The 24,423-nt window shown below is 65.2% G+C and carries 20 protein-coding genes and 1 pseudogene; 10 read left to right on the top strand and 11 right to left on the bottom strand.

Going from position 1 to position 24,423, the window contains the following annotated elements; translation table 11 throughout:
- The first annotated feature begins 38 nt into the window (after positions 1-38).
- The 5 genes from R4P47_RS12495 to R4P47_RS12475 all read left to right on the top strand — a co-directional run bounded on the left by R4P47_RS12495 (position 39) and on the right by R4P47_RS12475 (position 4,816).
- Positions 39-1,022: a sugar-binding transcriptional regulator gene (locus R4P47_RS12495; RefSeq protein ID WP_094638970.1), complete on the top strand. Its 984-nt coding sequence runs from the start codon at positions 39-41 to the stop codon at positions 1,020-1,022.
- Positions 1,023-1,178: 156 nt separating this feature from the next.
- Positions 1,179-2,420 carry a DUF6745 domain-containing protein gene (locus R4P47_RS12490; protein ID WP_411567331.1) on the top strand — a complete coding sequence of 414 codons (1,242 nt, stop codon included), beginning with the start codon at positions 1,179-1,181 and terminating at the stop codon, positions 2,418-2,420.
- Positions 2,421-2,468: 48 nt separating this feature from the next.
- Positions 2,469-2,924: a hypothetical protein gene (locus R4P47_RS12485; RefSeq protein WP_317784901.1), complete on the top strand. Its 456-nt coding sequence runs from the start codon at positions 2,469-2,471 to the stop codon at positions 2,922-2,924.
- Positions 2,925-3,055: 131 nt separating this feature from the next.
- Entirely contained in the window at positions 3,056-4,387 is a 1,332-nt protein-coding gene (locus R4P47_RS12480; protein ID WP_317784900.1) for an MCE family protein, read from the top strand.
- A gap of 69 nt (positions 4,388-4,456) precedes the next feature.
- Positions 4,457-4,816, top strand: coding sequence for an STAS domain-containing protein (locus R4P47_RS12475; RefSeq protein WP_068054398.1), 360 nt, complete (start codon positions 4,457-4,459; stop codon positions 4,814-4,816).
- Here the strand turns inward: R4P47_RS12475 and R4P47_RS12470 are convergent.
- Together R4P47_RS12470 and R4P47_RS12465 are read right to left on the bottom strand one after the other, a co-directional pair.
- Positions 4,793-5,938, bottom strand: a complete 1,146-nt coding sequence (locus R4P47_RS12470) for a PP2C family protein-serine/threonine phosphatase (protein ID WP_317784899.1) — start codon at positions 5,936-5,938, stop codon at positions 4,793-4,795. The genes R4P47_RS12475 and R4P47_RS12470 overlap by 24 nt on opposite strands.
- Positions 5,938-6,738, bottom strand: a complete 801-nt coding sequence (locus R4P47_RS12465) for an alpha/beta fold hydrolase (RefSeq protein ID WP_188078764.1) — start codon at positions 6,736-6,738, stop codon at positions 5,938-5,940. The genes R4P47_RS12470 and R4P47_RS12465 overlap by 1 nt, the downstream gene beginning before the upstream one ends.
- An 87-nt stretch (positions 6,739-6,825) precedes the next feature.
- Here R4P47_RS12465 and R4P47_RS12460 point away from each other — a divergent pair, with 87 nt between their 5' ends.
- The gene (locus R4P47_RS12460; RefSeq protein WP_317784898.1) at positions 6,826-7,878 is read left to right on the top strand and encodes an NAD(P)H-binding protein; all 1,053 of its coding nucleotides are present in this window, start codon (positions 6,826-6,828) and stop codon (positions 7,876-7,878) included.
- Here the strand turns inward: R4P47_RS12460 and R4P47_RS12455 are convergent.
- The 9 genes and pseudogenes from R4P47_RS12455 to R4P47_RS12415 form a co-directional block, all read right to left on the bottom strand.
- The gene (locus R4P47_RS12455; protein ID WP_317784896.1) at positions 7,857-9,359 is read right to left on the bottom strand and encodes an amidase; all 1,503 of its coding nucleotides are present in this window, start codon (positions 9,357-9,359) and stop codon (positions 7,857-7,859) included. The genes R4P47_RS12460 and R4P47_RS12455 overlap by 22 nt on opposite strands.
- A gap of 105 nt (positions 9,360-9,464) precedes the next feature.
- Complete coding sequence (locus R4P47_RS12450; RefSeq protein ID WP_317784895.1) at positions 9,465-10,928, bottom strand: benzaldehyde dehydrogenase; 1,464 nt, start codon at positions 10,926-10,928, stop codon at positions 9,465-9,467.
- A gap of 48 nt (positions 10,929-10,976) precedes the next feature.
- Positions 10,977-12,026 (bottom strand): GMC family oxidoreductase, encoded by a 1,050-nt coding sequence (locus R4P47_RS12445; RefSeq protein WP_317784894.1) that lies wholly within the window; start codon positions 12,024-12,026, stop codon positions 10,977-10,979.
- 112 nt (positions 12,027-12,138) lie between these two features.
- Positions 12,139-12,486 (bottom strand): annotated as a pseudogene (locus R4P47_RS12440) (GMC family oxidoreductase N-terminal domain-containing protein); the annotation flags it as partial.
- Positions 12,487-12,646: 160 nt separating this feature from the next.
- A complete protein-coding gene (locus R4P47_RS12435) occupies positions 12,647-13,564 on the bottom strand; it encodes a helix-turn-helix domain-containing protein (RefSeq protein ID WP_317784893.1) in 918 nt (305 codons plus the stop codon).
- A 3-nt stretch (positions 13,565-13,567) separates the two neighbouring features.
- A complete protein-coding gene (gene catC, locus R4P47_RS12430; protein WP_317784892.1) occupies positions 13,568-13,852 on the bottom strand; it encodes a muconolactone Delta-isomerase in 285 nt (94 codons plus the stop codon).
- 5 nt (positions 13,853-13,857) lie between these two features.
- Positions 13,858-14,724 carry a catechol 1,2-dioxygenase gene (gene catA / locus R4P47_RS12425; RefSeq protein ID WP_317784891.1) on the bottom strand — a complete coding sequence of 289 codons (867 nt, stop codon included), beginning with the start codon at positions 14,722-14,724 and terminating at the stop codon, positions 13,858-13,860.
- 23 nt (positions 14,725-14,747) lie between these two features.
- On the bottom strand, positions 14,748-15,851 hold the full coding sequence (locus R4P47_RS12420; RefSeq protein ID WP_317784890.1) for a mandelate racemase/muconate lactonizing enzyme family protein: 1,104 nt from the start codon (positions 15,849-15,851) through the stop codon (positions 14,748-14,750).
- On the bottom strand, positions 15,848-16,777 hold the full coding sequence (locus R4P47_RS12415; RefSeq protein WP_068054375.1) for a LysR family transcriptional regulator: 930 nt from the start codon (positions 16,775-16,777) through the stop codon (positions 15,848-15,850). The genes R4P47_RS12420 and R4P47_RS12415 overlap by 4 nt, the downstream gene beginning before the upstream one ends.
- Positions 16,778-17,028: 251 nt before the next feature.
- On the opposite strand from R4P47_RS12415, the gene benA reads away from it, so the two are divergent.
- From benA to R4P47_RS12395, 4 genes are read left to right on the top strand one after another with little or no spacing between them, the layout of a single operon-like run.
- On the top strand, positions 17,029-18,396 hold the full coding sequence (gene benA, locus R4P47_RS12410; RefSeq protein ID WP_094687723.1) for a benzoate 1,2-dioxygenase large subunit: 1,368 nt from the start codon (positions 17,029-17,031) through the stop codon (positions 18,394-18,396).
- Position 18,397: 1 nt separating this feature from the next.
- Positions 18,398-18,904 carry a benzoate 1,2-dioxygenase small subunit gene (benB, locus tag R4P47_RS12405; RefSeq protein WP_094638854.1) on the top strand — a complete coding sequence of 169 codons (507 nt, stop codon included), beginning with the start codon at positions 18,398-18,400 and terminating at the stop codon, positions 18,902-18,904.
- Complete coding sequence (benC, locus tag R4P47_RS12400; protein ID WP_411567333.1) at positions 18,894-21,608, top strand: benzoate 1,2-dioxygenase electron transfer component BenC; 2,715 nt, start codon at positions 18,894-18,896, stop codon at positions 21,606-21,608. The genes benB and benC overlap by 11 nt, the downstream gene beginning before the upstream one ends.
- Positions 21,609-21,668: 60 nt before the next feature.
- Entirely contained in the window at positions 21,669-24,359 is a 2,691-nt protein-coding gene (locus R4P47_RS12395; protein WP_317784888.1) for a LuxR C-terminal-related transcriptional regulator, read from the top strand.
- Positions 24,360-24,423 lie beyond the last annotated feature (64 nt).

Below are 24,423 nucleotides of genomic sequence, written 5' to 3'. Positions count from 1 at the left end.
GATGCACATATGTGCAAAGCGGTCGTACACTGGCGATGGTGACGGACCAACGCATCGCACCCGAATCGGATCTGCGGACCGGCCATGCCACCCAGGCAGCGCGCCTCTACTACTTCCAGGACATGACGATGGCGGCGATCGGCCGTGAGCTGGGCGTATCTCGTTCGACGGTGTCCCGGCTCATCACGTTCGCGCGGGCATCGGGACTGGTGGAAATCAAGATCTCCACCCCTCTCGGTCAGGCACCACGAATCGAGCGGGCTTTCGCCGATCTGTACGACATTCGTGCACATGTCGTCCCCGTGTCGGAAACCGTCGACGAATTGCAGCGCCTGGACCGCGTCGCCACCTTCGCAGGCCGATTGCTGACGTCGTTCTTCGAGTCGGACATGGTGATGGGCGTCGCGTGGGGAACCACCGTCAGCGCCGTCAGTCGCAAGCTCGCACCCAAACGAACCCACAACTCGACCGTCGTGCAACTCAACGGCGCAGCGAACACCCGCACCACCGGGGTCTCCTACGCCACCGACATCGTCCGAACTTTCGCCGACGCCTACGGCGCTGTGGCGCAGGGCTTTCCGGTTCCCGCATTCTTCGACTACCCCGAAACCCGCCGACACCTGTGGCGCGAGCGGAGCATCAAGCGAGTACTGGAACTGCAGGACCGGATGAACCTCGCCGTGTTCAGCATCGGTGTCATGAGCAGTGCCGTTCCTAGTCACGTCTACAGCGCCGGCTATCTCGAGCGCGAGGATCGAGCCGAGCTACAGCGCGACGGCGTCGTCGGGGACATTGCCACCGTGTTTCTGCGTTCCGACGGCAGCCACGATCGAATTGCGTTGAACGACAGATCGAGTGGACCGAGCCTCGACCGACTCAAGGTGGTGCCACGCCGAGTCTGCATCGTCGCCGGAGCGTCGAAACTCGATGCTCTCACCGCCGCGCTGCGCGGCGGACTGATCACCGACCTCGTCATCGACGACATCAGCGCGGCCCAGTTGATTCTCCGCTCGCGCGGCTGACCCACGTGAGCGGGTAGGAGTGGAGCCTGCAGGAACGACCAAAAGACACCTCGACCCCTGCTACGAAGTTTCGTGCACGTGTGCCTTGCGCTCATCCCATTCTCGTGTCACTCTTTTCTTCATGACAACCGGAAAGGCGGACACCGCCTCCCTCACGTGAGCGCCGTGCCGATGCCGTCGACATTTCCCCGTCGCGGCACATTCAGTGACAATCCCGAAGATTATGCCAAGAGCATTCGCGCAATCTGCGCGCAACGCGATCGATGGCTCGCTTACGGCCTGAAGGCCGGTCCCTCCGACAGAACAGCCGCGGAATCTGCTGTGGCACAGCTGTATCGAAAATCGGGTCGTCCTGAGCCGCAATTCGTGTGGGTGGCATCGCCTGCAGCCGCCGCCGAATTCATGACATCTCGACCGATAGCGGACAACGCAGGTGCAGGCTCCCTCATCGCAACACTGCTGTCGAGTTCACGCCGACGGATGGACCAGCGAATCGATCGACGACAGATCGAATGGCCACAGCAGTACCATTACTCCGACAACAATGCACAGCGCGATCTGCAGGCGCGTATCGATGTCGTACGCCGCTCACCGACAGACGCGGCCCGCGCCGGCATCAGTCCCGATCCGATCATTCGCCGAACCGTACGAAAGTCTCTGCACACCAGCCTCTTCGATGGTGTGGCCACGGCTGTCCGAACCCTCGCTCCGCGCCCCTTCGGCACCGTCAGCTGGTACGGACAACAAGAAGCCCATCGCGTCGCCTACTACGACATCTATCGCTCTTTCGGCCTCATGACGTTCGGCCGCGAGGACAACGAGCTTCTCGACATTCAATCCGCACTCATCGAGTCGACGGGATGGTGGTGGGCGTTCGACGACATCGCAGTGATGTCCGAACGGCCGACGGCTCTGCACACCGAACCGATTCCCGATCCGGTGCACGGCGAAGTGCGACTGCATCATTCGACCTCCCCCGCGGTCGAGTTCGGCGACGGCAGCGGTGTCCATGTCCTGAACGGGACAGTGATTCCCGGCTGGGTGATCCACGATCCGACGGTCGAACGCATCACCGTCGAACGCAACGTCGAGATTCGGCGAAGCGCCATCGAACGGATCGGCTGGGATTCCTATCTGGACCAGGCCGGTTTGCGACTGGTCGACACCGACGACGACCCGGGTAACCCCGGCTGCACCCTGCAACTGTTCGCCACCCCCGCAGGCTGGGGAGACGAGGGTCGAATACTGCTTGCCGTCAACGGCTCTCGCGAACGAGACGGGGAGCGCCGACGCTACGGGCTTCGCGTCCCCGGGGCGTTCTCGTCCGCGGTCGATGCCGCGGGCTGGACCTACGGTCTGGCCGGAGCCGATTACGGCCGACTACTCCGCAGAACCTGACCGCACACCCCGACCACACACCCTTACAACACACCCAAGGTGACAAACATGAACTCGAACATCACGCTGTCCGCACTGACCGAAATCACCGGCCTCGACGTATTCGACTATCTCGACAAGGAGATCTCCGTGCCCGTCATCGACGGCCTGCAAGCCCAGGGCGATCTGATCGTCGTACCGTACGTACTGCTCGACGGCATAGTCGTCCCCACCGAGCAGACCCGTCGCGAGGATGTGCCCTTGACTGGAATCGAACTGCTGCGCAGCGCTGCGGGCGGCAACCCGCACAGCCTGGTCGCCGACGGCGGCATCTGCACGTGGCTCAGTCCAGTCCACGACGTCCGAGGTCTCGCCCTGGGAATTCTGGCCAACTCGCAGACGGCGTACCTCATTCACCCCGAACACGGAGCCACCGGAATCGCTCCGGGTCGATACGTCATCGGCCGTCAGCGTGAAGGCGGACAGGGCGGCTGGTTCCATGCGCCTCAGTTGATCGCCGACTGAGAACCAGTGGCTCGCATCACATTGTTGCCGAAGTGCTAGGTCCATCTCACAAAGCAATTTTCGATAGTAAGTGTGACGTTGTGTACCACTAAGGTTCGCGACATGACTGCTGTCGTCGTTGCGACTCATCCATGACCGGCTCCCCCTCACCGGTCCAGAACCGACTCCTCGGAATCGGTCTCGTCGTACTCATCGTCATGTTCGTCGGGTGGAGCGTCACCTCGTACAACAAGACGTTCAAGGACGTCGTGACGGTCTCCCTCGAGACCGATTCCGTCGGTAACGCACTTCCCCGCAACGCAGACGTCAAGGTTCGCGGCATGATCGTCGGCGAAGTGCGATCGGCGACGACGGACGGTGGCGTCGTGACCTCGGAGTTGGCCATCGAGCCGGACATGGCCGAGATGATTCCGTCGAACGCCACCGCGCGACTGCTGCCGAAGACACTGTTCGGCGAGCGATACGTCGCGTTGGAGTTGCCGGACGGCAGGCCCGGGTCGCCGATCACCGAGGGCACGGTGTTGAAGCAGGATCGCAGCGGCAACGCCATCGAGGTCGGACAGGTGCTCGACGGCCTGTTACCGCTGCTCCAGGCCGTGCCGCCGGAGGACCTGTCGAACACCCTCGGTGCGCTGGCGCAGGGTCTGAGCGGTCGCGGCGAGGAACTCGGCCTCACGATCGACCGACTCGAGAACATCTTTGCCGGGCTCAACACCGAGCTTCCGGCCATTCAGGAGGACCTGCGCGGACTGGCCGACTTCTCGCAGACCTACGCCGACGCGGCACCAGAACTGATCAACGCGCTCGACAACCTGCGGACCACCGGCAACACCGTCGTCGAGAAGCGCCCGGCACTCGAATCACTGTACTCCTCGGTCACGTCGGCCTCGAGCACGACCGCCGACTTCCTCGATGCCAACTCTGCCGATCTCATCGGGCTGGCTGCCAATTCCCGCGAAGCACTCGAGGTGTTCGCCGAGTTCTCCCCCGCTCTCGGGTGCACCGTCGGTCAGTTCGCCGAGGGCGCCAGGCGCGGCAAGATCCTGCTGGGCGAAGGTGACGAGTATCCCGGCATCAACGTCTCGATGCCTTTCGTCAACCCGAAGGGGCGGTACCTGCCGAACCAGGACGAACCGCGACTGTTCGAGCAGAACCGTCCCCCGAGCTGCCCCAGCCCCCTCGACCGTTCGGCGGGCGAATACTTCCCGCAGTACCCGGGCGGCTCCCCCAACGACGGCTCGTACCAGGTGCCGTCGAGAAACCCCGGGCAGCAGGACCTTCCGTCACTTCCGGCTCCGCAGCTCTCCCCCGTACCGGCTTCGTACGCGAACTCGGTCACCGAGCAACAGACCTTGGCCGTCGTCTACGGCGGGGCCACTGGAATCGAGCCCGACGCCGTGCCGTCCTGGACCACGACGGTCGGCGCTCCCGCACTCAGAGGAACGCAGGTCACGTTCAGGTAGGACCTACTGATTGAATGGACCGCAGACCCCGTCGACGAGCGCGTCGGGTAACGATTCAGGAGTACACACATGCCAGCCGATACGAACACCGCCGGATTTTCCATCCAGTCCAGCAACGACGGGCGCGCAGCCGTCATCGCGGTCGCCGGTGAACTCGACGTCACCACGGCCCCCGCGCTGTCGTCCGCGATCGAAGCACAGATTTCGACCACACCGGCTGCCCTGATCGTCGATCTAAGCAAGGTCTCGTTTCTGGCCTCGGCTGCCATGACCGTGCTGGCGTCGACGCAGAAGGACCACGGAGACACCGTTGCCTTCTCGGTCGTCGCCGATGGGCCGACCACCAGCCGCCCGATCAAACTGATGGGTCTCGATCAGGAATTCGCGCTGCACGCCGATCTCGCGTCAGCTCTCGCCGCTCTCGACTGACGCCACTCCCAGCGCCATCACTGCTGCGTCGTCGGCCAAGCCGTCGCCGAAGCTGTTCAGCAGTACCCGTAGGTCCTCGACGATGGCCGCAGGCGACGCCGGGGCATGGGCAGTCGCGAATTCCAGCAGCGCGCCCTCGTCGTCGTATCGACCTGTGCCCACCTTGGCCTCGGTGAGGCCGTCGGTGTAGAGCATCAGGGTGTCGCCCGCGCTCAACGTCACGGTGGCAGGCACGAAGCGCGCATGACGCAGAATTCCGACGAGTTGCCCGCCCGTCATGTGGACGTAGTGCGCACTGCCGTCGGCGCGCATCACCAGTGGCGGCGGATGACCGCCACTGGCCATGCACACCTCGAATCCATCGGCCGAACGACTGAGCACCCCGAACACCGCCGTGCAGAACTGCGCGTTGTTCTCGCGGAATTCCTGTCGCAGAACCGAATCCAGATTGTGCAGTACAGCGACCGGGTCGTGGTCGTACACCGCGGCAGCGCGCAGGGTGTACCGCGTCAACGACGTCACGGCTGCGGCCGACGCACCCTTGCCGCACACGTCGCCGAGAAAGAATCCCCAGCGGTCGTCCGACAGCGGGAACAGATCGTAGAAATCTCCACCCACCTCGTCGCTCGATGCCGCGTGATAGTGCGCGGCAGCGGTCATTCCCGACGGCGGCAGCAGGGCAGGCGGCAGCAGCGACCGCTGCAGTGTCTTGGCCAGCAGCTCTGCTCGCGTCCGGGACTCGAGCAACTCGCGTTCGTAGGTGCGACGGTCCCTGGCGTCGAGCGCGGTGATGCGAATGAGCACCGGCGTGTCCGACTCGTCGGTCTTGACGTTCGCGGTCATGAACACCGGCAGCCGACGTCGATCGGACGTCACGAAATCGAGCGCGATGCCGTCGAGCTGACCGTACATCCGCAGAATCGGACCGAAATGGGTCTCGTAGTGGATGCGGCCACCGGCGGTCAGAAGTTGGGTGAAGTCGGTCCCGATCAGGGCGTCGACCTCGAAGCCGAGCCAGCCCGCCAGCGTCGCGTTCAGCCTCGCGATCCGCATGTCGGGATAGACCGACAGGTAACCGCACGGCGCGTTCTCGTACAGATCCTCGATGTCGAGCTCGTGCATTACGCCGGTCTCACGAAGGCCGCAATCGCCTCGGCGGTCTGTTCGGGTTGGGTGACGTGCGGGCAGTGCCCGCTGGCGTCGAGCGTCTGCAGAGTGCTGCCGGCGATGTGTTCGTGCACGTATCTGCCGACCTGCGGCGGAGCCAACGAATCCCGTGCGCAGTCAACGATCATCGTGGGCAGGGTGACCCCGGCCAGATCGGCGCGATTGTCGGACAGAAAGGTGGTGCGGGCGAACACCCGTGCGCACTCGGGATCGGTTCGGCAGAAGCTCGCGGACCACATGTTCTCGAGATCCGGCCGATCCGGCGCATTGACCACGATCGGTGCCATCGAAGCGGACCAGCCCAGATAATTGCTGTCCAACGACTCGAGCAGCTCGTCGATGTCCTCGCGGCTGAAACCCCCGCGATAGTCACCGTCGTCGATGTATCGCGGAGACGGCGTCAGGAGAAAGAGCTTGGAGAATCGCTCGGGAGCCGCCTGGACCGCGAGAACGCCCATCATCGACGCCACCGAATGCCCGACGAACGTGACGTCACGGAGGTCGAGTTCCTCGGCGATGTCGATGATGTCGTCGGCGTAGGCCTCCAGCGGCGCGTACTTGTCGGCATCCCAGGCCGCCGGGTCCGACGCTCCTGACCCGACGTGATCGAAGAGCACGACCGAAAAATTCGGTGCCAGGATGTCGGTCACCGAGCGCCACAGCGTCTGGTCGCATCCGAAGCCGTGAGCCAACATCACCACGGGACCGTCGGCAGCCCCCACGACCTTGACGTTGTTCCTGATGCGCGCACTCACCCGCACAGTCTGTCACCTGGCTACGACAGCGGGGAGTGAGACTGCCCCGACCGGGTATGGCCTGTACCTACAGAAACGAGAAATCTCATGCGAGTACTGGTCACCGGTGCAACCGGATACATCGGATCCCGGCTGATCCCGGTCCTTCTCGAGCAGGGCCACGAGGTGCATGCGGCCATGCGCGATCCGAGCAAGAAATCACGTTTCGCCTGGGGCGCGCGCGTCACCGCAGTGCACTTCGACCTCGACGATCACGAGACCTTCGACACCGCGACCGAGAATGTCGACGCCGTCGTCTACCTGGTGCACTCGATGGACGAGGGCGACTTCGTCGAGAAGGATCGCCACGCCGCGCAGTCCATGGCCGCCGCCGCCGAGCGCAACGGCCTGCGCCGGATCGTCTACCTCTCCGGCCTGATCCCCGACGACGGCACCCCGTTGTCGGATCATCTGCGCTCTCGCCTGCAGGTCGAGGAGGTGTTCCTCGACAGTTCGGTCGACGCCACCGTGCTGCGCGCGGCGATCATCCTGGGCTCGGGATCGACGTCGTTCGAGTTGGTGCGTCGCATGACCGAGCGGCTACCGCTGACACCGATTCCGACGTGGATGCGCAGGCAGGTGCAGCCCATCGCCGTGGTCGACGTGGTCGCCATCATCGCCCGCGCCCTCGGCGACACCGCACGCCCGGGAACGTTCGACATCGGCGGAACCGAAACGATGAGCTACCCGGAGCTGCTGCAGGCGTACGGCAGCGTTGCCGGTCTGCGTCGCGCACAGATTCCGGTGCCGCTGTTGCCGACGGGATTGGTGGGGCGCGCCGTCGCCATCATCACCGGCATGCCTCCCGGCACGGTGATCTCGCTGGTCGACAGCCTCACCCACGACATGGTGGTGCGGCGCGGGAACGCGGCAACGGAGGTGTTCGCCGAGCCCGGTACCTCGCTGATGAGCGTCGAGGAGGCACTGCAGCGTTCGATCACCGTGACCGCCGAGGAGGGCACCGATGCCCACGCCGATCCCCAGGCTGCCGCCGACACCGATCCCGAGTGGGCAGGAGGGGTCGTCGACATCGTCGACGGCCAGGTGCGGCAACGGCCGTCGGGCATCCTCGGAAAGGCTCAGCTGGGGGCTACCCGCTGACCGATATCGGCGTAGTGGTGGGCCCACGGCACGGCTCGTTCCAACTGTCCGGCCAGTTGGACGAGCAATGCTTCGCCGCCCAGCGGAGCGGTGAAGTGCGCGCCCATCGGGAGTCCGCTGGGCGTCCAGTGCAGCGGAAGCGACAGCGCCGGGCGGCCGGTGACGTTGGCCAGTTGGGTGTACGGAATCCACGAGATGTTGTCGTCGATCATCTGGTCGACGATGCCGGTGTGCCGAAGCAAACCGGCGGTTCTACTGCGCAACAACAAGTCCGACGCCATTTCCAGTGGCTTCGCGAGGTCGAATGCACCGATCTTGGGCGGTAGCTCGGCAATCGTGGGGGTCAGCAGCAGATCGTAGGTCTCGAAGTACGTGGCCAGAGCCCGCACGTGCACGTGGCGACCTTCCACCGCATGGAGGTAGTCGACCCCACTGGCGGATCTTCCCAGCGCCGCCATGATCCGGGTGTCCCGCTCGAAAGAGTCGTCACCGCAACCGGTTCGACGCTTGACCTCGTCCATCTCGTAGGCCAGGTAGGTGAACCAGGCCAGCAGGAACTCGCGATTGAGGCGGGCATCGTCGTACGGCGGGGCGTCGAGAAGTTCGACGGTGTGGCCGAGTTCGGTCAGTGTCTTGGCGGCAGACTCCATCGCGGCGACGGCCTGCGGATCCGGACTCGGATTCACCGACGTCGCCGCGTACATGCCGATTCGTAAGGACTTGGGGTCCTGCTCCGTCCGTGACAGGAAGCTCCCGTCCGGCCGGGCGGGCGAGTAACCGGACGTCGCCTCGCCACCGGCCAACACGTCGAGCATCGCGGCGGTGTCACGTACCGATCTCGACACGACGCCCTGCACTGCCGCTCCGTGCATCGCCTCACCGAACGTCGGTCCCGACGGCACCAGCCCGCGGCCGGGCTTGAGGCCGACGAGCCCGCAGCACGACGACGGAATGCGAATCGAACCGCCACCGTCGCTGGCCCCTGCCACCGGGACGATCCCGGCCGCGACCGCTGCGGCAGATCCGCCCGACGAGCCACCGGGACTTCTGCTGGGGTCCCACGGGTTTCGAGCCGGGCCGAACACGGTCGGCTCGGTGATTCCCTTGGCACCGAACTCCGGGGTGTTGGTCTTGCCGAAGATGACCAGGCCTGCGTCGAGCCAGCGTTGCACCACCGTTGCGTGCTCGGGCATCGGCAGATTCGTCAACGAGCGGGATCCGCTCGCGGTGGGCAACCCGGCGTAGTCCTGCGAGAGATCCTTGATCAGAAACGGCACACCGGCGAACGGCCCGTCGAGCGTTCCTGTCAATTGCTCGTCCGCCTGCTCCGACATGAGGCGCACGATCGAATTGAGCGACGGGTCGATCGATGTGGTCTGCGCAAGAGCACAATCGAGCAACTCGCTCGGCGTCACCTCACCGTTCGCTACCAGTTTTGCCAGGCCGAGGCCGTCGTACTCGCGATACTCGTCGATACGCATGGCGTCAGCCTAGGTCTCGACACCGTCGCCGGAGTGCCGAACTCGCAGTTGTGCAGGGATTTCGGCCCAATATCGTGCACAACTGCGAGTTCGACGAGGCGAGGGTCAGAACGGGAACGTATGCGCGTGGTCTCGCACGGTGAGCCATTGCCACTGCGTGAACTCGTCCCAGCTGCTCTGGGTACCGAATCGCGCACCGTTGCCCGAGGCCCCGGTGCCACCGAAGGGTGCGTACGCGTCGTTGTTGAGCGTCTGGTCGTTGACGTGCACGATGCCGGTGGTGAGTCGATCTGCCAGGTGCCTGCCCCGATCGGCCGATCCGGTCTGGATCGCTGCCACCAGACCGTATTCGGTGTCGTTGGCGACGGCAACGGCCTCGTCCTCGTCGCGCACGACCACGACAGGAGCCACCGGGCCGAAGATCTCTTCGCGGAATGCCGCCATCGACGAGGTGACCCCCGCGAGAACCGTCGGCGCATAGAACAATTCGCGGTGTGTGCCCCCGGCGCGAACCTCCGCTCCGGCCGCCACGGTCTCGGAGACGATCCGGTCCACGTTCTTCAGCTGCGTCTCGTTGATCAACGGTCCGAGTGCAACCTGTTCGGTGAACGGGTCCCCCACCGGCAGGTTCTTCGCCCGAGCGGCCAGCCGATCGAGATACTCGTCGGCCACGGACTCGAGCACGATGTGCCGACCCGCCGTCATGCACACCTGGCCCTGGTGGAGGAACGATCCCCACGCGCCCGCGGAACTGGCCGCCTCCAGGTCGGCGTCGTCGAGCACGATCAATGCGTTGTTGCCTCCGAGTTCGAGAGAGACACGTTTGAGCGTGCGTCCTGCTGCCTCGCCGACTTTCCGGCCGACTGCGGTGGATCCGGTGAACGAGACCATGCCGATGCCCGGGTGCTCCGCAACCGCGGCTCCGGGCTCGGCGTCACCCGGCAACACGTGGAACAGACCGTCGGGAACACCGGCTTCCTCGAAGAGGCGGGCGAACAGCACCCCACCGGACACCGCAGTCTGCACGTCCGGCTTGAGCACCACGGCATTACCGAGGGCCAGTGCAGGAGCGACAGCGCGAATCGACAGGATCTGCGGAAAGTTCCACGGACTGATGACACCGACAACGCCGATCGGCACGCGACGGCCGATACTCGAACGCCCGGCTTCGCTGGTGGGCAACAGATGCCCGTAGGGCTGGGTGGGCAGAGCTGCCGCTTCCCACAGTTCGCCGAGCACGAGACCGACCTCGAAGGCGGCCTTCCCCGGAACCGACCCACCTTCCCGGATGAGCCATTCCTCGAATTCGCCGCGGTGCGCCTCCAGCGTCTTCGCGATCTCCCGGATCACTGCCGCACGCTCATGACCGGGTAGGTCCGCCCACGCCGGTTGCGCGGCGCGCGCCCTGGCCACGGCGTCGTCGACGTCGGTGGCGTTCGCCAGACCGATCTCACCCAAACTCGCACCGGTCGCCGGCTCGACAGTGGTCGTGGTCCCACCACCACCCGTACGCCAACCGCCGCTGTAGATCTGGCCGTGCCATTCGGCACCCAACAGAGTGTTGCTCACGTCGAATCTCTTCTCTCTCGTATTCGTTGTCTCGAAATGCCCTGCAGCTCAACCGATGAGATCGGCGGCCTTCTCGGCGACCATGACCGTCGCAGCATTGGTGTTGACACACACGACCCGTGGGATCACGGATGCATCGACCACGCGCAGGCCGTCGATGCCGTGCACCCGAAGGTCCGGCCCGACGACGGAATCCGGCCCTGTACCCATGGCACAGGTACCCACCGGGTGGTAGTAAGTCCCCGTGCCCCGAGCGACGTAATCCCGCAGTGCCACATCGGAATCCACCTCGGCACCGGGAAGTACCTCGGTCAGATCCCACGCCGCGAACGCATCTGTCGCCGCGATGGTGCGGGCCACCGCAATGGCGTCGACCAGACGATCCACGTCCGACGCCGCAGTCAGATAGGCCGGGTCGATCAGAGGCAGATCGTCCGGATCCGCCGATGCCAGTCGAACACTGCCGCGACTGTCGGGCACGGTGGTGACACCGAACGTGATGCTGTTCTCCGGCGCACGGAGCGACGGTTGATGGAACGGCACATGAATGAACATCAGTTGCATGTCCGGACCGTCGAGCTCGTCGCTACTGCGCCACAGCATGGACACCTCGGCGTGGTTCGTGGACGCAGGCGGAACCGGTTGCGCTGCTTCGTACACGACGCTGCACAGAGGATGGTCGTGCAAGTTCCGTCCCACACCGGGAAGATCGTGCACGACGGCAATGCCCAGCTCCCGGAGCTCCTCGGCCGGTCCGATTCCGGACAGCAGCAGCAATCGTGGAGAGTCCACCGCTCCGGCGCTCAGAACGATCTCGTGCCGAGCCGACGCGGTCATCGGCTCGCCGTCACGTCGGTACCTCACCGCGACGCAGCGGCCGTCCTCGACGACGAGGGACTGCGCCCTCGATCCGGTCGACACGGTCAGGTTGGGGCGATGCGCTTCGACCGGAGCCAGATACGCCGATGCCACGCTGAGCCGGGCACCGTCCGAGATCGCCAGATCGTGCCACCCCGCGCCTTCCTGCTCGGTGCCGTTGAAATCGTCGGTGATCGGATGGCCGGCCTCGGCGGCCGCATCGAGGAATGTCTGCGACACCGGATTCGGCGAGGACGACGGAGCCGGGCGCAGCGGGCCCTTGTCGCCGGCGAACCTTGGCGTCTCCGCCGATCACGGTCTCGGACTTCATGAAGTACGGCAGCACCGCGTCGTACGACCACGATTCTCCTGCGACCTGCGCCCAGGTGTCGAAATCGTTGCGATGACCGCGGAGGTGAACCATCGCGTTGATGGAACTGCTGCCGCCGAGAGTGTGGCCCCTCGGCCAGTTGTGGGCACCGCCGCCTGCTGCGTGCTGCGGAACCGTGTCGTACGAGTAGTCCACGTTGCTGCCCCAGAGCGATGGCCAGGCCGGCGGGACGGCGAGGTCCGGATGATCGTCGCGGCCACCGCTCTCGAGCAGTAGCACTGTCACATCGGGGTTTTCACTGAGCCGTGACGCGAGTACACAGCCGGCGGATCCGCCACCGACAATCACGTAGTCGAATACTTGGTCCATCTCGTTCGATCCTCTCGCAAGTGACCGGCACCACACCGGTAGAGCACCAGTGTGCGGAGCGGGGAGGCGTCGCAGTTGACGATTTCCGCCCTGGTTCTTGCCGATTCACGTCGAATATCGGCGGATCCGTTGCCGAACAACCTCGTTCGCGGCCAGAGGGTCAGCGAAGCGCCGCACGTTCTGCAGACGGGCTGCGACCGAACCTGCTCTTGTAGAGCCGGCTGAAATGCGCCGCATCGGAGAAGCACCAGCGCCCGGCAACGGCACCGACAGTGGACCTCAGCGTTCGATCCGCAAGCAGGTCCCGCCTGGCACCGTCGAGTCTCATCTCGCGAATAGTTGCTGTCACAGTTGAACTCTCGTCGCCGAACAGCCTGTCCAGACTGCGCACGGACATACCGAAAGCAGTGGCTACGGACTGATGGCACAGCGCGGGGTCCAGGAGGTGTCGATCTATGTAGGTGAGGACCGCCAGTTTCCTCGCCTGCTCCCCCGGTTCGTCGAGAACGATCTGTGCGTCCGCAGTGAGGGCACTGCTGATGAGGCTGAGCCCGGCATCGGCGAAGCGCAGAGCCGAGCCGGGATGGATCGAGTCGACGGCAGCCTGCGTCAGCGCAGCCCGGACGAAGGACTCGAGCACGGCACCGGGACCGGAACCGATGTCGTGCGCACGCTGCATCGCGCCGTCGATCCACCTCTGCGGCAGGCGAAGAGCGTTGGGCGGAAACACCATCACCGCACAGCGCCACTGACCTTCCAGCCGCAGATCGTAGGCACGCCGAGTGTCGTAGATTCCCAGCTGCCCCGGTCGAATGACCAATTCGTGCTCGCCCTGACGCACCACCGCTCGACCCTGCAGCTGCACACAGACTTTCACGGCGTCGGTGGGTAACCTCTTGACCGCCGCACGGGTGCGCCGGACCGTCTGGGGTGAGCCGTTGACCTCGAACGCACCCAGCTCACCGAGCGTGACGCCCTCGATAGACCCGGTCAACGGACGATCGTCGATGTGCTCGGGTACGAGCCCGGCGAACACGTCGCCGAGCTCGTCCCGCCACTGCTCACCCTGCCACGTCACGATTCACCCCGCGGCGATGTCCGAAGGGTGCCCGGCGAGCGGAGTCACGTCGATGCTCATGTACGGAAACAGCGGCAGATTCCACAGAATCTCGTGGAGTCGCTCGTTGTCCCGCACATCGAAGATGCTCAGATTCGAGTACTGGCCCACGAGCCGCCAGATGTTGGCCCATTCGCCGTCGCGCTGCAACTGCTGCGAGTACGCCTTCTCTCGGGCGAGAGTGTCGGTTCGCACGTCCGCATCGAGATCCTGCGGGAGCGCGACGTCCATCTTCACTGCAAACAGCATGCCGCTCAGGCCTTGTCGAGAACGAAGTCGTAGGTGACTTCCTGTCCGCCGTCGACGTCGTGCGGGTCGAGAATGAGCTCGGGCTTGACCGCACTCGCGACGTCGTCGTCGTTGTGGGCGTCACCGGGGAAATAGAGCTGGGTGGTGATCTGCTGATGACCTGCTGCGGCGACCTTGAGGTGCAGGTGCGCCGGACGCCACGGATGCCAACCGGCAGCGGAGATCAGGTTTCCACACGCTCCGTCGGTCGGAATCTGGTACGGCGCAGGCTTCATCGTGTGAATCCAGAACTGCCCCTGATCATCTGCAGTGACCGTGCCGCGCAGGTTCCACTCCGGGATGCCGGGTGCGAACTGCGAGTAGAAGCCGTCCGCGTCGGCATGCCAGATCTCGATGACTGCATGGGGCAGCGCGGCACCGTCGACGCCGCGCACCTGCCCCTTGAACAGCAGCGGGGTGCCTTCCTCGCCGTCGCGGGTGGGCAGGATCGCCGCGGAACCGAGTTCGGGTGCATCGGGAACGTAGTAGGGGCCCTCGATGGTGCCCTTGCTGCCCTCGCGGGACTCTCCGGCCACCTCCTCGACGACGTGTTCCACCCATACGTCGAGGAAGAGCGGCCACTCTCCGGTCTGCCCGACGTTGATCAGCCATGCCTTGAGGGCGTTGTACTCGTCGTACGTGACCTTGTGTTCGCGGACGGTGTCGTGGATCGCCGAAATGACCTGGCGAGCAAGCAGACTCACGCGCTCGGGTGGGGTGTCGGCAGCGGCCTGCTTGTCGGAGGTGAAGCGCTGGGTGGCGTTCGCGCCGGACGCGGCGGCGGTGGCCACCTCCGCGGACAGATCTGTCGATGCTGCGTGGTCGATACTCATGGTGAAACTCCTCGTTCTCGGGGCTAGGTGTCGATGCGGTAGGTGGAGAGTTTGTAGGGGTCGATGTCGATGCCGTGACCGGAACCGGTGGGGACGGTGAGTTCTCCGTCGCGGATCTCGAGCGGCTCGGTCACCAGGTCGTCGCTCATGTCGAGGAAGTTCGAAAGTTCCCCGGCTCGACGCGAGGTCAGGTCGAAGGCGGCACCGAAGGCGACGGTGCAGGCCGAGCCGAGTTGACCGTCGATCTGGTTGCCCATCACCACATCCAGGCCGAGGCCCTCGCACAGGTGATGGATTCGCGTCGAGTCGGTGAACCCCGTGCGGGCGGTCTTGATGCTCACCGCCGTCGCCGATCCTCCGAGGATCTCGCGAGTCACTTCGGCAGGCGTGGTGGCCGATTCGTCCGCGACGAAGGGGACATCGAGTTGCTGCACCAGCCAGCGGCGACCGAGAACATCGTCGGCCGGGCACAGTTCCTCGGCAAGGGTGAGTCCGAGATCGGCCATGTCCTTCATGGCGCGTGCCGATTCTGCAGCAGTCCAGCCGCGATTGCCGTCGACGTACAGTTCGACGTCCTCACCGAGACCTTCCCTGAGCGCGCGCACGACAGCGGTGTCGAGGGCTACGGGTCGGCGACCGACCTTGATCTTGAACACCTCGATTCCGTAGGTGCCGCGCATTCGAGTCGCCTCGTCGACCATCGCTGCAGGAGTGTCGAATCCGAGCATATGACTCACCCGCATCCGGTCGGTGTATCCGCCGAGCATCTCGGTGACGGACAGGTCGAGGGTGCGGCCGAGCGCGTCCCAGACGGCCATGTCGATCGCAGCCTTCGCCACCGGGTTGCCCACGGTGCGGGTCAGCCTGGAACGGATCACTTCCCGATCGAGCAGGGTCAGTCCGAGAATCGCTGGGGTGAAGAGGCTTTCGATTACCGCGACGATTCCGCGCTGAGTTTCGCCGTAGGTGAAGGGACGTGGGGGCGCGTCTGCGGTGCCGACGATACCGTCGTCGGTGTGCACTCGAACCAGCACGTGCTCGGCGGCATGCACCTCTCCGCTGGCGAATTTCAACGGTTTGACATACGGAATGCTGTACGGAATCGCCTCGACTGCAACGATCTTCATAGAACTGCCTTCGGGTCGGGTGATGGAGAAAGCGTGTCGACGCGGGGCAGGACCCCGGCCTCTTCGAGAGCGCCGACCAATGCGTCGACGAGGGCCGACGGTCGGTCGCGATGCCAGGCCAATGCCAGATCTATGGTGCTTGCGCCCGCGATGTCACGGAAGACGACCCCGGTGAGTTGCAGTGCTCGGACGGATTCCGGAACGAGAGCCACCCCGAGCCCGGCAGCGACCAGGGCCAGCAACACGGACGTGTCGGGGGCCTCGTGCTCACGCCGGGGGCTGAAACCCGCTGCGCGGCAACTACGTAGAACTGCCTCGTTGACCACCGAATGCGAGTCCGCGTACATCACGAAGTCCTCGTAGGCGAGGTCTGCTACCTCGAGTGCGGCCTCGGCGGCGTACCGATGGTCGACGGGCACTGCCAGCAAGAGAGATTCGGTGGTGATGGTGCGGATGACCAGATCGTCGCCGGCCACAGGCGGCCGCAGTACCGCCACGTCGAGTTGCTCGGAGCGCAGCCCCTCCACCTGAGCAGGAGTGAGCAGATCACCGTGGACCTCGAGTGCGAGGCCGGGCAGGCGCTGCTTGATCGCTCTGGCGATCGGCGGCAGCTGATCGAAGGCAGCGGTACCGGTGAAACCGATACGAACCAGCCCGTAGCGCCCCTCGGCGATGCGTCGAACACCGTGGGTGCTTCGCTCGATGTTCTCCAGGTTTCGGACCGTCTCGCGGTAGAAGAACTCGCCCGCAGGCGTCAGGCTGACCTGCCGTGTGGTGCGAGTGAGCAGCGTGACGCCGAGTTCTGCCTCGAGTTGACGAACCGACTGGGAGAGCGCCGGCTGCGCCAGATGCAGGCGCTTGGCGGCCTGACCGAAGTGGCACGTCTCGGCCACCGCCACGAACTGATACAGGTGCCGCAGCTCCACGGTGACTTCCTCTCCGATATCGCGTTCCGAGCCGAAGTACTCCTCGGCGTGACCTTGCCCACAGTAAGCCGCACATCCATCGACGGCAAAGACCTATTTCCGGTCGATTGATAAGTGAACGCGATCAATAGGCACCCTGGTCGAGCCTAGGCAAAGCCCTGGTGTGACCGATGCCACTCGGTGTCAAAGTCGGAGACAACCGCCACGCGACTTGCACCGCCGCGGAATCGAACGACAGCGAGGACACGACCATGACGGAAATCTTGGATCAGGCGCACGCCGCCATCGACGGAGCGGTGATCGACGATGCCGACGCCGGTATCTATCGAGCCAATCGGAGCATCTTCACCGACGAGGAGATCTTCGAGCTCGAGATGAAGCACATCTTCGAGGGCAACTGGATCTACATCGCCCACGAGAGCCAGATTCCGAACAACGGCGACTACTTCACCGTGCACATGGGTCGTCAGCCGGTGGTCATCACCCGCGACAAGGACGGGGAGCTGCACTGCCTGATCAACGCCTGTGCGCACCGTGGTGCGATGCTGTGCCGCCGGAAGACCGACAATCGCCCCACCCTCACATGCCCGTTCCACGGCTGGACTTTCCGCAACGACGGCACACTCCTCAAGGTCAAGGATCCCGAGGGTGCCGGCTATCCGGATACGTTCGATGTCGACGGCTCGCACAACCTCACCAAGGTGCCGAGGTTCGAGAGCTACCGAGGGTTCCTGTTCGCCAGCCTGAACGACGACGTGTCGACGCTCGCCGAGCACCTCGGCGACACCACCAAGGTCATCGACATGCTCGTCGATCAATCACCGGACGGTCTCGAAGTACTGCGGGGTTCCTCGACCTACACCTTCGACGGCAACTGGAAGGTGCAGGCCGAGAACGGTGCCGACGGATATCACGTCAGTGCCGTGCACTGGAACTATGCCGCGACCACCTCGCGGCGCAACAACGGCGAATCGAAGAACACCACCAAGGCCCTCGACGCAGGCGGCTGGGGCAAGTCCGGTGGCGGCTACTGGTCCTACCCCAACGGGCACCTGTGCCTGTGGACGTGGGCCGCCAACCCCCAGGATCGGCCGCTGTGGGACCAGATGGATGCGCTCAAGGAGCAATTCGGCGATGCCAAGGGCGAATTCATGGTGAAGGGCTCACGCAACCTGTGCCTCTACCCGAACGTCTACCTGATGGATCAGTTCAGCACCCAGATCAGGCATTTCCGCCCGATCGCGCCGAACAAGACCGAGGTCACCATCTACTGCATCGCACCCAAGGGTGAATCGAAATCTGCTCGGTCGCATCGGATTCGGCAGTACGAGGACTTCTTCAACGCTTCCGGCATGGCCACCCCCGACGACCTGGAAGAATTCCGCTCTTGCCAGCTGACGTTCCAGGCGACCAATGCGCCGTGGAACGACATGAGCCGCGGTGCCGAGCACTGGCTGACCGGGCCGGATCCAGTGGCCGAGGCACTGGACATGCACGGGGTGATCTCCGCGGGAGTCAAGAACGAGGACGAGGGACTCTTCCCCGTTCAGCACGGCTACTGGCGCAGCACCCTGCTCGCTGCCATCGACAGGACAGCTACCGAGAGCCGGGTGAAATGACATGACCTCCACCGAAACTCGCATCACGCAGAGCGCGATCGAGCAGTTCCTCTACCGCGAGGCCCGATACCTCGACGACCGGGAGTTCGAACTCTGGCTCACCTGCTACGCCGACGACGTCGAGTACTGGATGCCCTGCTGGGGCGACGACGATCTGCTCACCGAGGATCCGCAGACCGACATCTCGCTGATCTACTACGAGAACAAGGGTGGCCTCGAGGACCGGGTGTTCCGCATCCGCACCGAGCGCTCCAGTGCCACCTCGATTCCCGAGCCGCGCACGAGTCACAACATCAGCAACGTCGAGGTGATCGAGCGCCGAGGCGACCTGGTCGATGTGCGTTTCAACTGGCACACGATGTACTTCCGGTACAAGACGATCGATCCGTACTACGGGACGTCCTTCTACACCATCGACTTCTCGGGCGAATCACCGTTGATCCGCCGCAAGACCGTGGTGCTCAAGAACGACTACATCCACCACGTCGTCGACATCTATCACTTCTGATCAGGAAAGGAGACCCCTCGTGAGCCATTCCGTCGCACTGTCCTTCGAGGACGGCGTCACCCGATTCATCACCTGTTCCGACGGCCAGACCGTCGCCGACGCCGCCTATCGGTCGCGAATCAACATCCCCCTCGACTGCCGGGACGGGGCGTGCGGAACCTGCAAGGCACTGTGCGAATCCGGCGACTTCGACGGCGGCACGTACCTCGACGACGCGCTCAGCGCCGGCGAATCGGAGCAGGGCTACTGCCTGCCGTGCAGCATGACTCCGAAGTCCGACCTCGTACTCCAGATCGCCAGCACCTCCGCGGTTGCGAAAACCCGAGCGGCGACGCACGAAACCGTGGTCACCGCAGTCGACCGACTCTCACCGACGACGGTCCGCCTGGCCGTCGAGGCACCGCAGGGCGACGAACTCACCTTCCTACCGGGCCAGTACGTCAACATCACCGTGCCCGGATCGGAGCAGACCCGGTCGTACTCGTTCAGCTGCGTGTCCAGGTCCGACGAGCTCGAGTTCCTGGTGAAGCTGACCCCCGACGGTTCGATGTCGACCTACCTGACCGACGCCGCAGCCGTCGGGGACAAGATCTCGTTCACCGGGCCGCACGGCAGCTTCTTCCTTCGGGAAGCTCAACGGCCCGCGCTGCTGTTGGCCGGCGGAACCGGCTTGGCTCCCATCCTGTCGATTCTGCGCACCTTGGCCGCCGAATCATCCTCGCGTCCCGTGCATCTGGTCTACGGCGTCAGTACCGACGAGGACGTCGTACTCCTCGACGAGCTGGCCGCACTCGCCTCGCAACTCGATGCGTTCACTTTCGATCACTGTGTGTCGGATCCGAACAGCACGGCCGCGAACAAGGGCTACGTCACGTCGCTGCTGAGGGAGGAGCACCTGTACGACGGTGATGTTGCCGTCTACCTGTGCGGTCCTCCGCCGATGGTGGAGGCCGTGCGTACGCACTTCGCCGAGTCGGGAATCGAACCGACCGGATTCTACTACGAGAAGTTCGCGCCGTCTGCCCCGGTCGTCGAGCGTCCTGATCCCGCCGAGGAGCCGATTGCTGCGGACTCCACGCCCGTTGCGGTCGAACGGGTTCCCGCGACGGGTGCCGAAGCGCAAGACCTCGTCACCGAGGACCGGCCTGCCACCGACGCTCGATCCGTCTGCGGCCGAACGCTGTTCGGCGCTCGCGACGAGAATCCCCTCCGCGCCGGCACTGCGATCTCGGCGAGCGACGAAGCCCTCGCCATCACCTCGATCGCCCGGCAGCGCATCGTCTCCCACGGCACCGGAAGCACCGACCCACTCGACTGGGCATCGGACGGTCTCGCCGTCACACCCGATGCCCAGTCGGTGGCCGGTCAACGCATATGGCCGGACCGAGATATCGAGCCGTTGTTCGACCGGGTCGAGCCTGCCGCAGCCACCGTCGACTACGAGATCGGCGAGGAACATCCTTCGGTGCACGAATCCGATGCGGTGTTCGAGGCCCGACGCGCACTCGAACTCGGCGCACTGGAGTTGGTCATCGGCAGGCTCAGCTCCCAGCAGATCGCGGGCTACCGATTGCTCGCGGAGGCCACCACCCGCTACGTGGACGGCGATCGCTTCGTCGACGCCGCCGCGTACACCGAAACCAACGCCGCCTTCCACGACTACCTGTTCACCCAGACACGCAACGAGCATCTGCTGCAGGCATATCGGGCCCTCGGGGTCGAAGCTGCGATGGAGGACGTGCTCCGCAATGCGACGTGGTGTGACCAGTTGTGCGCCCAGGATCATCTCGACATCGTCGACGCTTTCGAGGCAGGCGACCGAGAACGCGCCCGCACCTTGATCGCCGACCATGCCGACCGCTCCAAGACCACGATGAAGCGCGCCATGCACGACTCGGCCGCGAGCAAGCGACCCAGATTCGTCAGCCCGGGCCGGTTCGCCGGGAAGGTCGTCCTGATCACCGGTGCGGCGCAGGGCATCGGAGAGTGCGTCGCGCGCAGGATCGCCGCGGAGGGCGGCACCCTGATGCTGGCCGATCGATCCGAACTCGTCGAGGAACTGAGCGCCGAGCTCGGCCGCGACGGCACCGAATCATCCAGTGTGCTGGCCGATCTCGAAACCTGGGCCGGTGCGTCGAGCGCAGTGGACGCGGCGCTGGCAGCGCACGGACGAGTGGACGTGTCGATCCATGTGGTGGGCGGGACCATCTGGGCGAAGCCGTTCGCGGAGTACCCACCGGAACAGGTCGAGAAGGAGATCTCGCGCTCGCTGTTCCCCACACTCTGGTCGTGTCGCGCGGTGATCCCGCACATGATCTCGAAAGGCACCGGAACCATCGTCAACGTCTCCTCGGTCGCGACCCGCGGAGTGCACCGAGTTCCCTACGCCGCAGCCAAGGGTGGAGTCAACGCCATCACCTCTGCACTCGCACTGGAGGCGGCTCCGCACGGGGTCAGGGTGGTCGCGACCGCGCCCGGAGGGACCGAGGCACCGCCGCGCCGCGTCGCTCGCGGACCTGCGCCGAGCACCGATCAGGAACAGCAGTGGTACCAGGCCATCGTAGATCAGACCGTCGACTCGTCCCTGCTCAAGCGCTACGGGACGCTGGACGAGCAGGCCGCGGCGATCTGCTTCCTGGCCTCCGACGAGGCGTCGTACATCACCGGTACGGTGCTCCCCGTCGCCGGCGGCGACCCGGGCTGAGTGTGCGCGATGTCGGTTCGATTGCCGGACGTACCCGCACGTCACCGCTACGGTGAGCTCATGTCCCCCGCGCCGCTCGTTGCCCGTGGCGAGCTGCTCGATGCGCTGGTGGACGAGGTGCAGGACGCCGACGCCCGATCGAGGTTCGTCGTCGTGGACGGCGCGGCAGGTGTCGGCAAGACCGCGGTGCTGCGAGAGCTGGCTGCCCGCCTCGACGCGGCCGAGCCTCGCCCGCGCGTCCGGCAGGTGTCCGCCGTACCGTGGGAGACGAGCAGGCCGTGGGAGATCGCGCATCAGTGCTTTCCCGAGATCGACGTCGCCGACGGCCGGACGCTGCCGGAGCGAATCGCAGGCAGCAACGGACCCTCGGTGACCGCCGTGTTGATCGACGACGCTCAGGACGCCGACGCGGATTCGCTTCGCGTGCTTGCCTCTACCGTCCGACGCCACCGCGACTCGAAGATCGCCGTGGTGTGCATCCGTCGGATTCTGCCCACGGGAAGCATCGAATCGCACGAGATACTCGATCGCGCAGCCGACACCCGGTTCGTCGTCGAGCCGCTGGGAAGCGACAACGTCGCAGAACTCGCTGCGCTGCGCGGCGTCATCCTCTCACCGTCCTCGGCCGCGCACCTGACCGCGCACACGGGTGGCCGCCCGAAACAGGTGTCGGCGCTGCTGTCCGAACTGCCCGGCCACATGTGGACGGGCGTGCGGCCCGAACTACCCGCACCCGAGTACGTGCAGGCATCGGTGCGAGCGGCACTGAGCGAGAGCTCCGCGGAGACTCTTCGGTTGGTGCAGGCCGTGGCCGTACTCGATGGCGCTCGACCGGTCTCGACGGTCTGCGAGGTAGCAGAGATCGACGATCCCAGTGCTGCACTCGATCTGGCGGAGGCACTGGGCCATGTTCTCGTGCGTCGTCGATCGGGTATCACCCTGCTCGAGTGCCCGGACGGCATGATTCGCGCAGCCGTACTGGCCACCATGAGCAGAACCGGCGTCGCCGACGTCCACAGAGCCGCGGCGTCCGCCGAATCCGACCCGGCCGATCGGCTTGCGCACCGCGCCGAGGCGACGCTGCTACCCGAGCCGCACATGGCCGGCGAGCTCGAATCGCTTGCCGCAGAACGCGCGCGGACCGGAGAATGGGCTACCGCTGCCAGGCTCTTCATGCTCTCGAGCCGAGCATCCGGCGACGCAGGCCTGCGCGAGGATCGACTCGTGCGCGGCGTCGACGCCCTCATCGGTGCCGGTGACGTCCGCGGAGCGTCGGACTACATCGCCGAGATCGAGAGTCTGCACGAAACACCGAGCCGCAACGCCGTTCTCGGATATCTCGCCATTCTGCGGGGCCGCCCGCAGGAGGCCGACGCCCGATTGACACGGGCGTGGCAGCTCGTCCGAACCCGCCACGATCGCGACGTCGCCGCCGTCATCTGTCATCGCCAGGTGCTGCACAATCTCGCCCGTTGCGACGGCGGCGCACTGGTGTACTGGGCCGACCGCGCCGTCGAACTCGTCGGCTCGGACCATCCGACTGCCGTCGAAGCACAGGCCATCCGCGGGCTCGGTCTGGCCGGAACCGGCCGCGTCGCAGAAGCATTGGCCAGCTACGAGGATCTGTGGGGACAGGCCGGTACCGGAGCCGTGGGACAGCGAGTGCAGATGGGTGCCGGCTGGCTGCACCTGGCCACCGACTCGGTGGAGCTGGCGAGGTCCGAACTGGAAGCCGCGGCACCGACGGACTTCCTCGGCGGCTCCACCCGAATCGCACTGTGGGCCAACGCCTGGTTGGCTCGCACGTATTTCGTCACCGGAGAATGGGACGCGGCGCTGCGGATAGTCGGACGCGCCTCCGACCTGGCCGACAGTTCCGGTGCAGCCCTCATCGTCCCGCTCCTGCAGTGGACCGCCATGCAGATCCACGCGCTTCGGGGTGACTGGGATGCCGCCGCGGCGAGTTCACGACGAGGTGAATCCGGCGCTCGAGATTACGAGATCATGCGCGTCCCCACGGCTCTGGGCCGCGCAGCGATCTCCGAGGCTCGGGCCGACTATGCCGGTGTCCTGCGCGCCCTGAGTCCGCTGACACAGCAATGGGCACACGCCGACGTCTCCGAGCCGGGCTTCTGGGCCTGGCCGGACGTGTACGCCAACGCGCTGATCGTGGAGGGCAGGCTCGACGAAGCCGATGCCTTCCTCACTCCCCACGAAGCCCGGGTGGCAGAGCGCGGCCACCGATCGGCCCATGCCCGGCTCGCGTGTGCGCGGGGTAGATGGCACGGCGCAACCGGCGACATGGACTCTGCGCGAGCCTCTTTCGAGGATGCCTTGGATTCGCTCATGCCACTGCCCCTGGTGTACGACCGCGCCCGGGTGAACTACGCGTACGGCCAGACGTTGCGGCGGGCAGGCAAGCGACGCGAAGCCGACGTGGTGGTCACCGCGGCCCGCGACGACTACCTTTCCCTCGGCGCTACGACGTACGTCCGGCGGTGCGACCGCGAGCTCAAGGCAGGTGGAGTGCACGCAATCCTCAAGGACAGGCCGCACAACGCGCTCACGCCACAGGAGGACGCGGTATCCACCCTCGTCGCAACGGGTCTGACCAATCGAGAAGTGGCCGCGGAACTGTTCCTGTCGGTGAAGACCGTGCAATTCCACCTCACGCGTGTCTATGCCAAGCTCGGCGTTCGATCCCGTTCCGAACTCGCCGCGGCCCGCGCATCCGAGAGCACGCCACCATGATTGTGCAACAGCGCTTTTCGGCACGAACCCTGGGTCGATCCTAGGCATTTACCCGGTGTGACCC

The sequence above is a fragment of the Rhodococcus sp. IEGM 1370 genome (assembly GCF_033142325.1).
In the GTDB taxonomy this organism is placed as follows: Bacteria; Actinomycetota; Actinomycetes; order Mycobacteriales; family Mycobacteriaceae; genus Rhodococcoides.
The sequence above is the reverse complement of the archived record's forward strand: the minus strand, read 5'-3'. Positions and strand labels throughout refer to the sequence as shown.

What these genes read in the sequence shown, in the direction of transcription:
- R4P47_RS12485 (WP_317784901.1), top strand. Translation starts at nt 2,469, where the DNA reads ATGAACTCGAACATCACGCTGTCCGCACTGACCGAAATCACCGGCCTC.
- R4P47_RS12480 (WP_317784900.1), top strand. Translation starts at nt 3,056, where the DNA reads ATGACCGGCTCCCCCTCACCGGTCCAGAACCGACTCCTCGGAATCGGT.
- R4P47_RS12475 (WP_068054398.1), top strand. Translation starts at nt 4,457, where the DNA reads ATGCCAGCCGATACGAACACCGCCGGATTTTCCATCCAGTCCAGCAAC.
- R4P47_RS12470 (WP_317784899.1), bottom strand. Translation starts at nt 5,938, where the DNA reads ATGCACGAGCTCGACATCGAGGATCTGTACGAGAACGCGCCGTGCGGT.
- R4P47_RS12460 (WP_317784898.1), top strand. Translation starts at nt 6,826, where the DNA reads ATGCGAGTACTGGTCACCGGTGCAACCGGATACATCGGATCCCGGCTG.
- R4P47_RS12455 (WP_317784896.1), bottom strand. Translation starts at nt 9,359, where the DNA reads ATGCGTATCGACGAGTATCGCGAGTACGACGGCCTCGGCCTGGCAAAA.
- catC (WP_317784892.1), bottom strand. Translation starts at nt 13,852, where the DNA reads ATGCTGTTTGCAGTGAAGATGGACGTCGCGCTCCCGCAGGATCTCGAT.
- catA (WP_317784891.1), bottom strand. Translation starts at nt 14,724, where the DNA reads ATGAGTATCGACCACGCAGCATCGACAGATCTGTCCGCGGAGGTGGCC.
- R4P47_RS12420 (WP_317784890.1), bottom strand. Translation starts at nt 15,851, where the DNA reads ATGAAGATCGTTGCAGTCGAGGCGATTCCGTACAGCATTCCGTATGTC.
- benA (WP_094687723.1), top strand. Translation starts at nt 17,029, where the DNA reads ATGACGGAAATCTTGGATCAGGCGCACGCCGCCATCGACGGAGCGGTG.
- benB (WP_094638854.1), top strand. Translation starts at nt 18,398, where the DNA reads ATGACCTCCACCGAAACTCGCATCACGCAGAGCGCGATCGAGCAGTTC.
- R4P47_RS12395 (WP_317784888.1), top strand. Translation starts at nt 21,669, where the DNA reads ATGTCCCCCGCGCCGCTCGTTGCCCGTGGCGAGCTGCTCGATGCGCTG.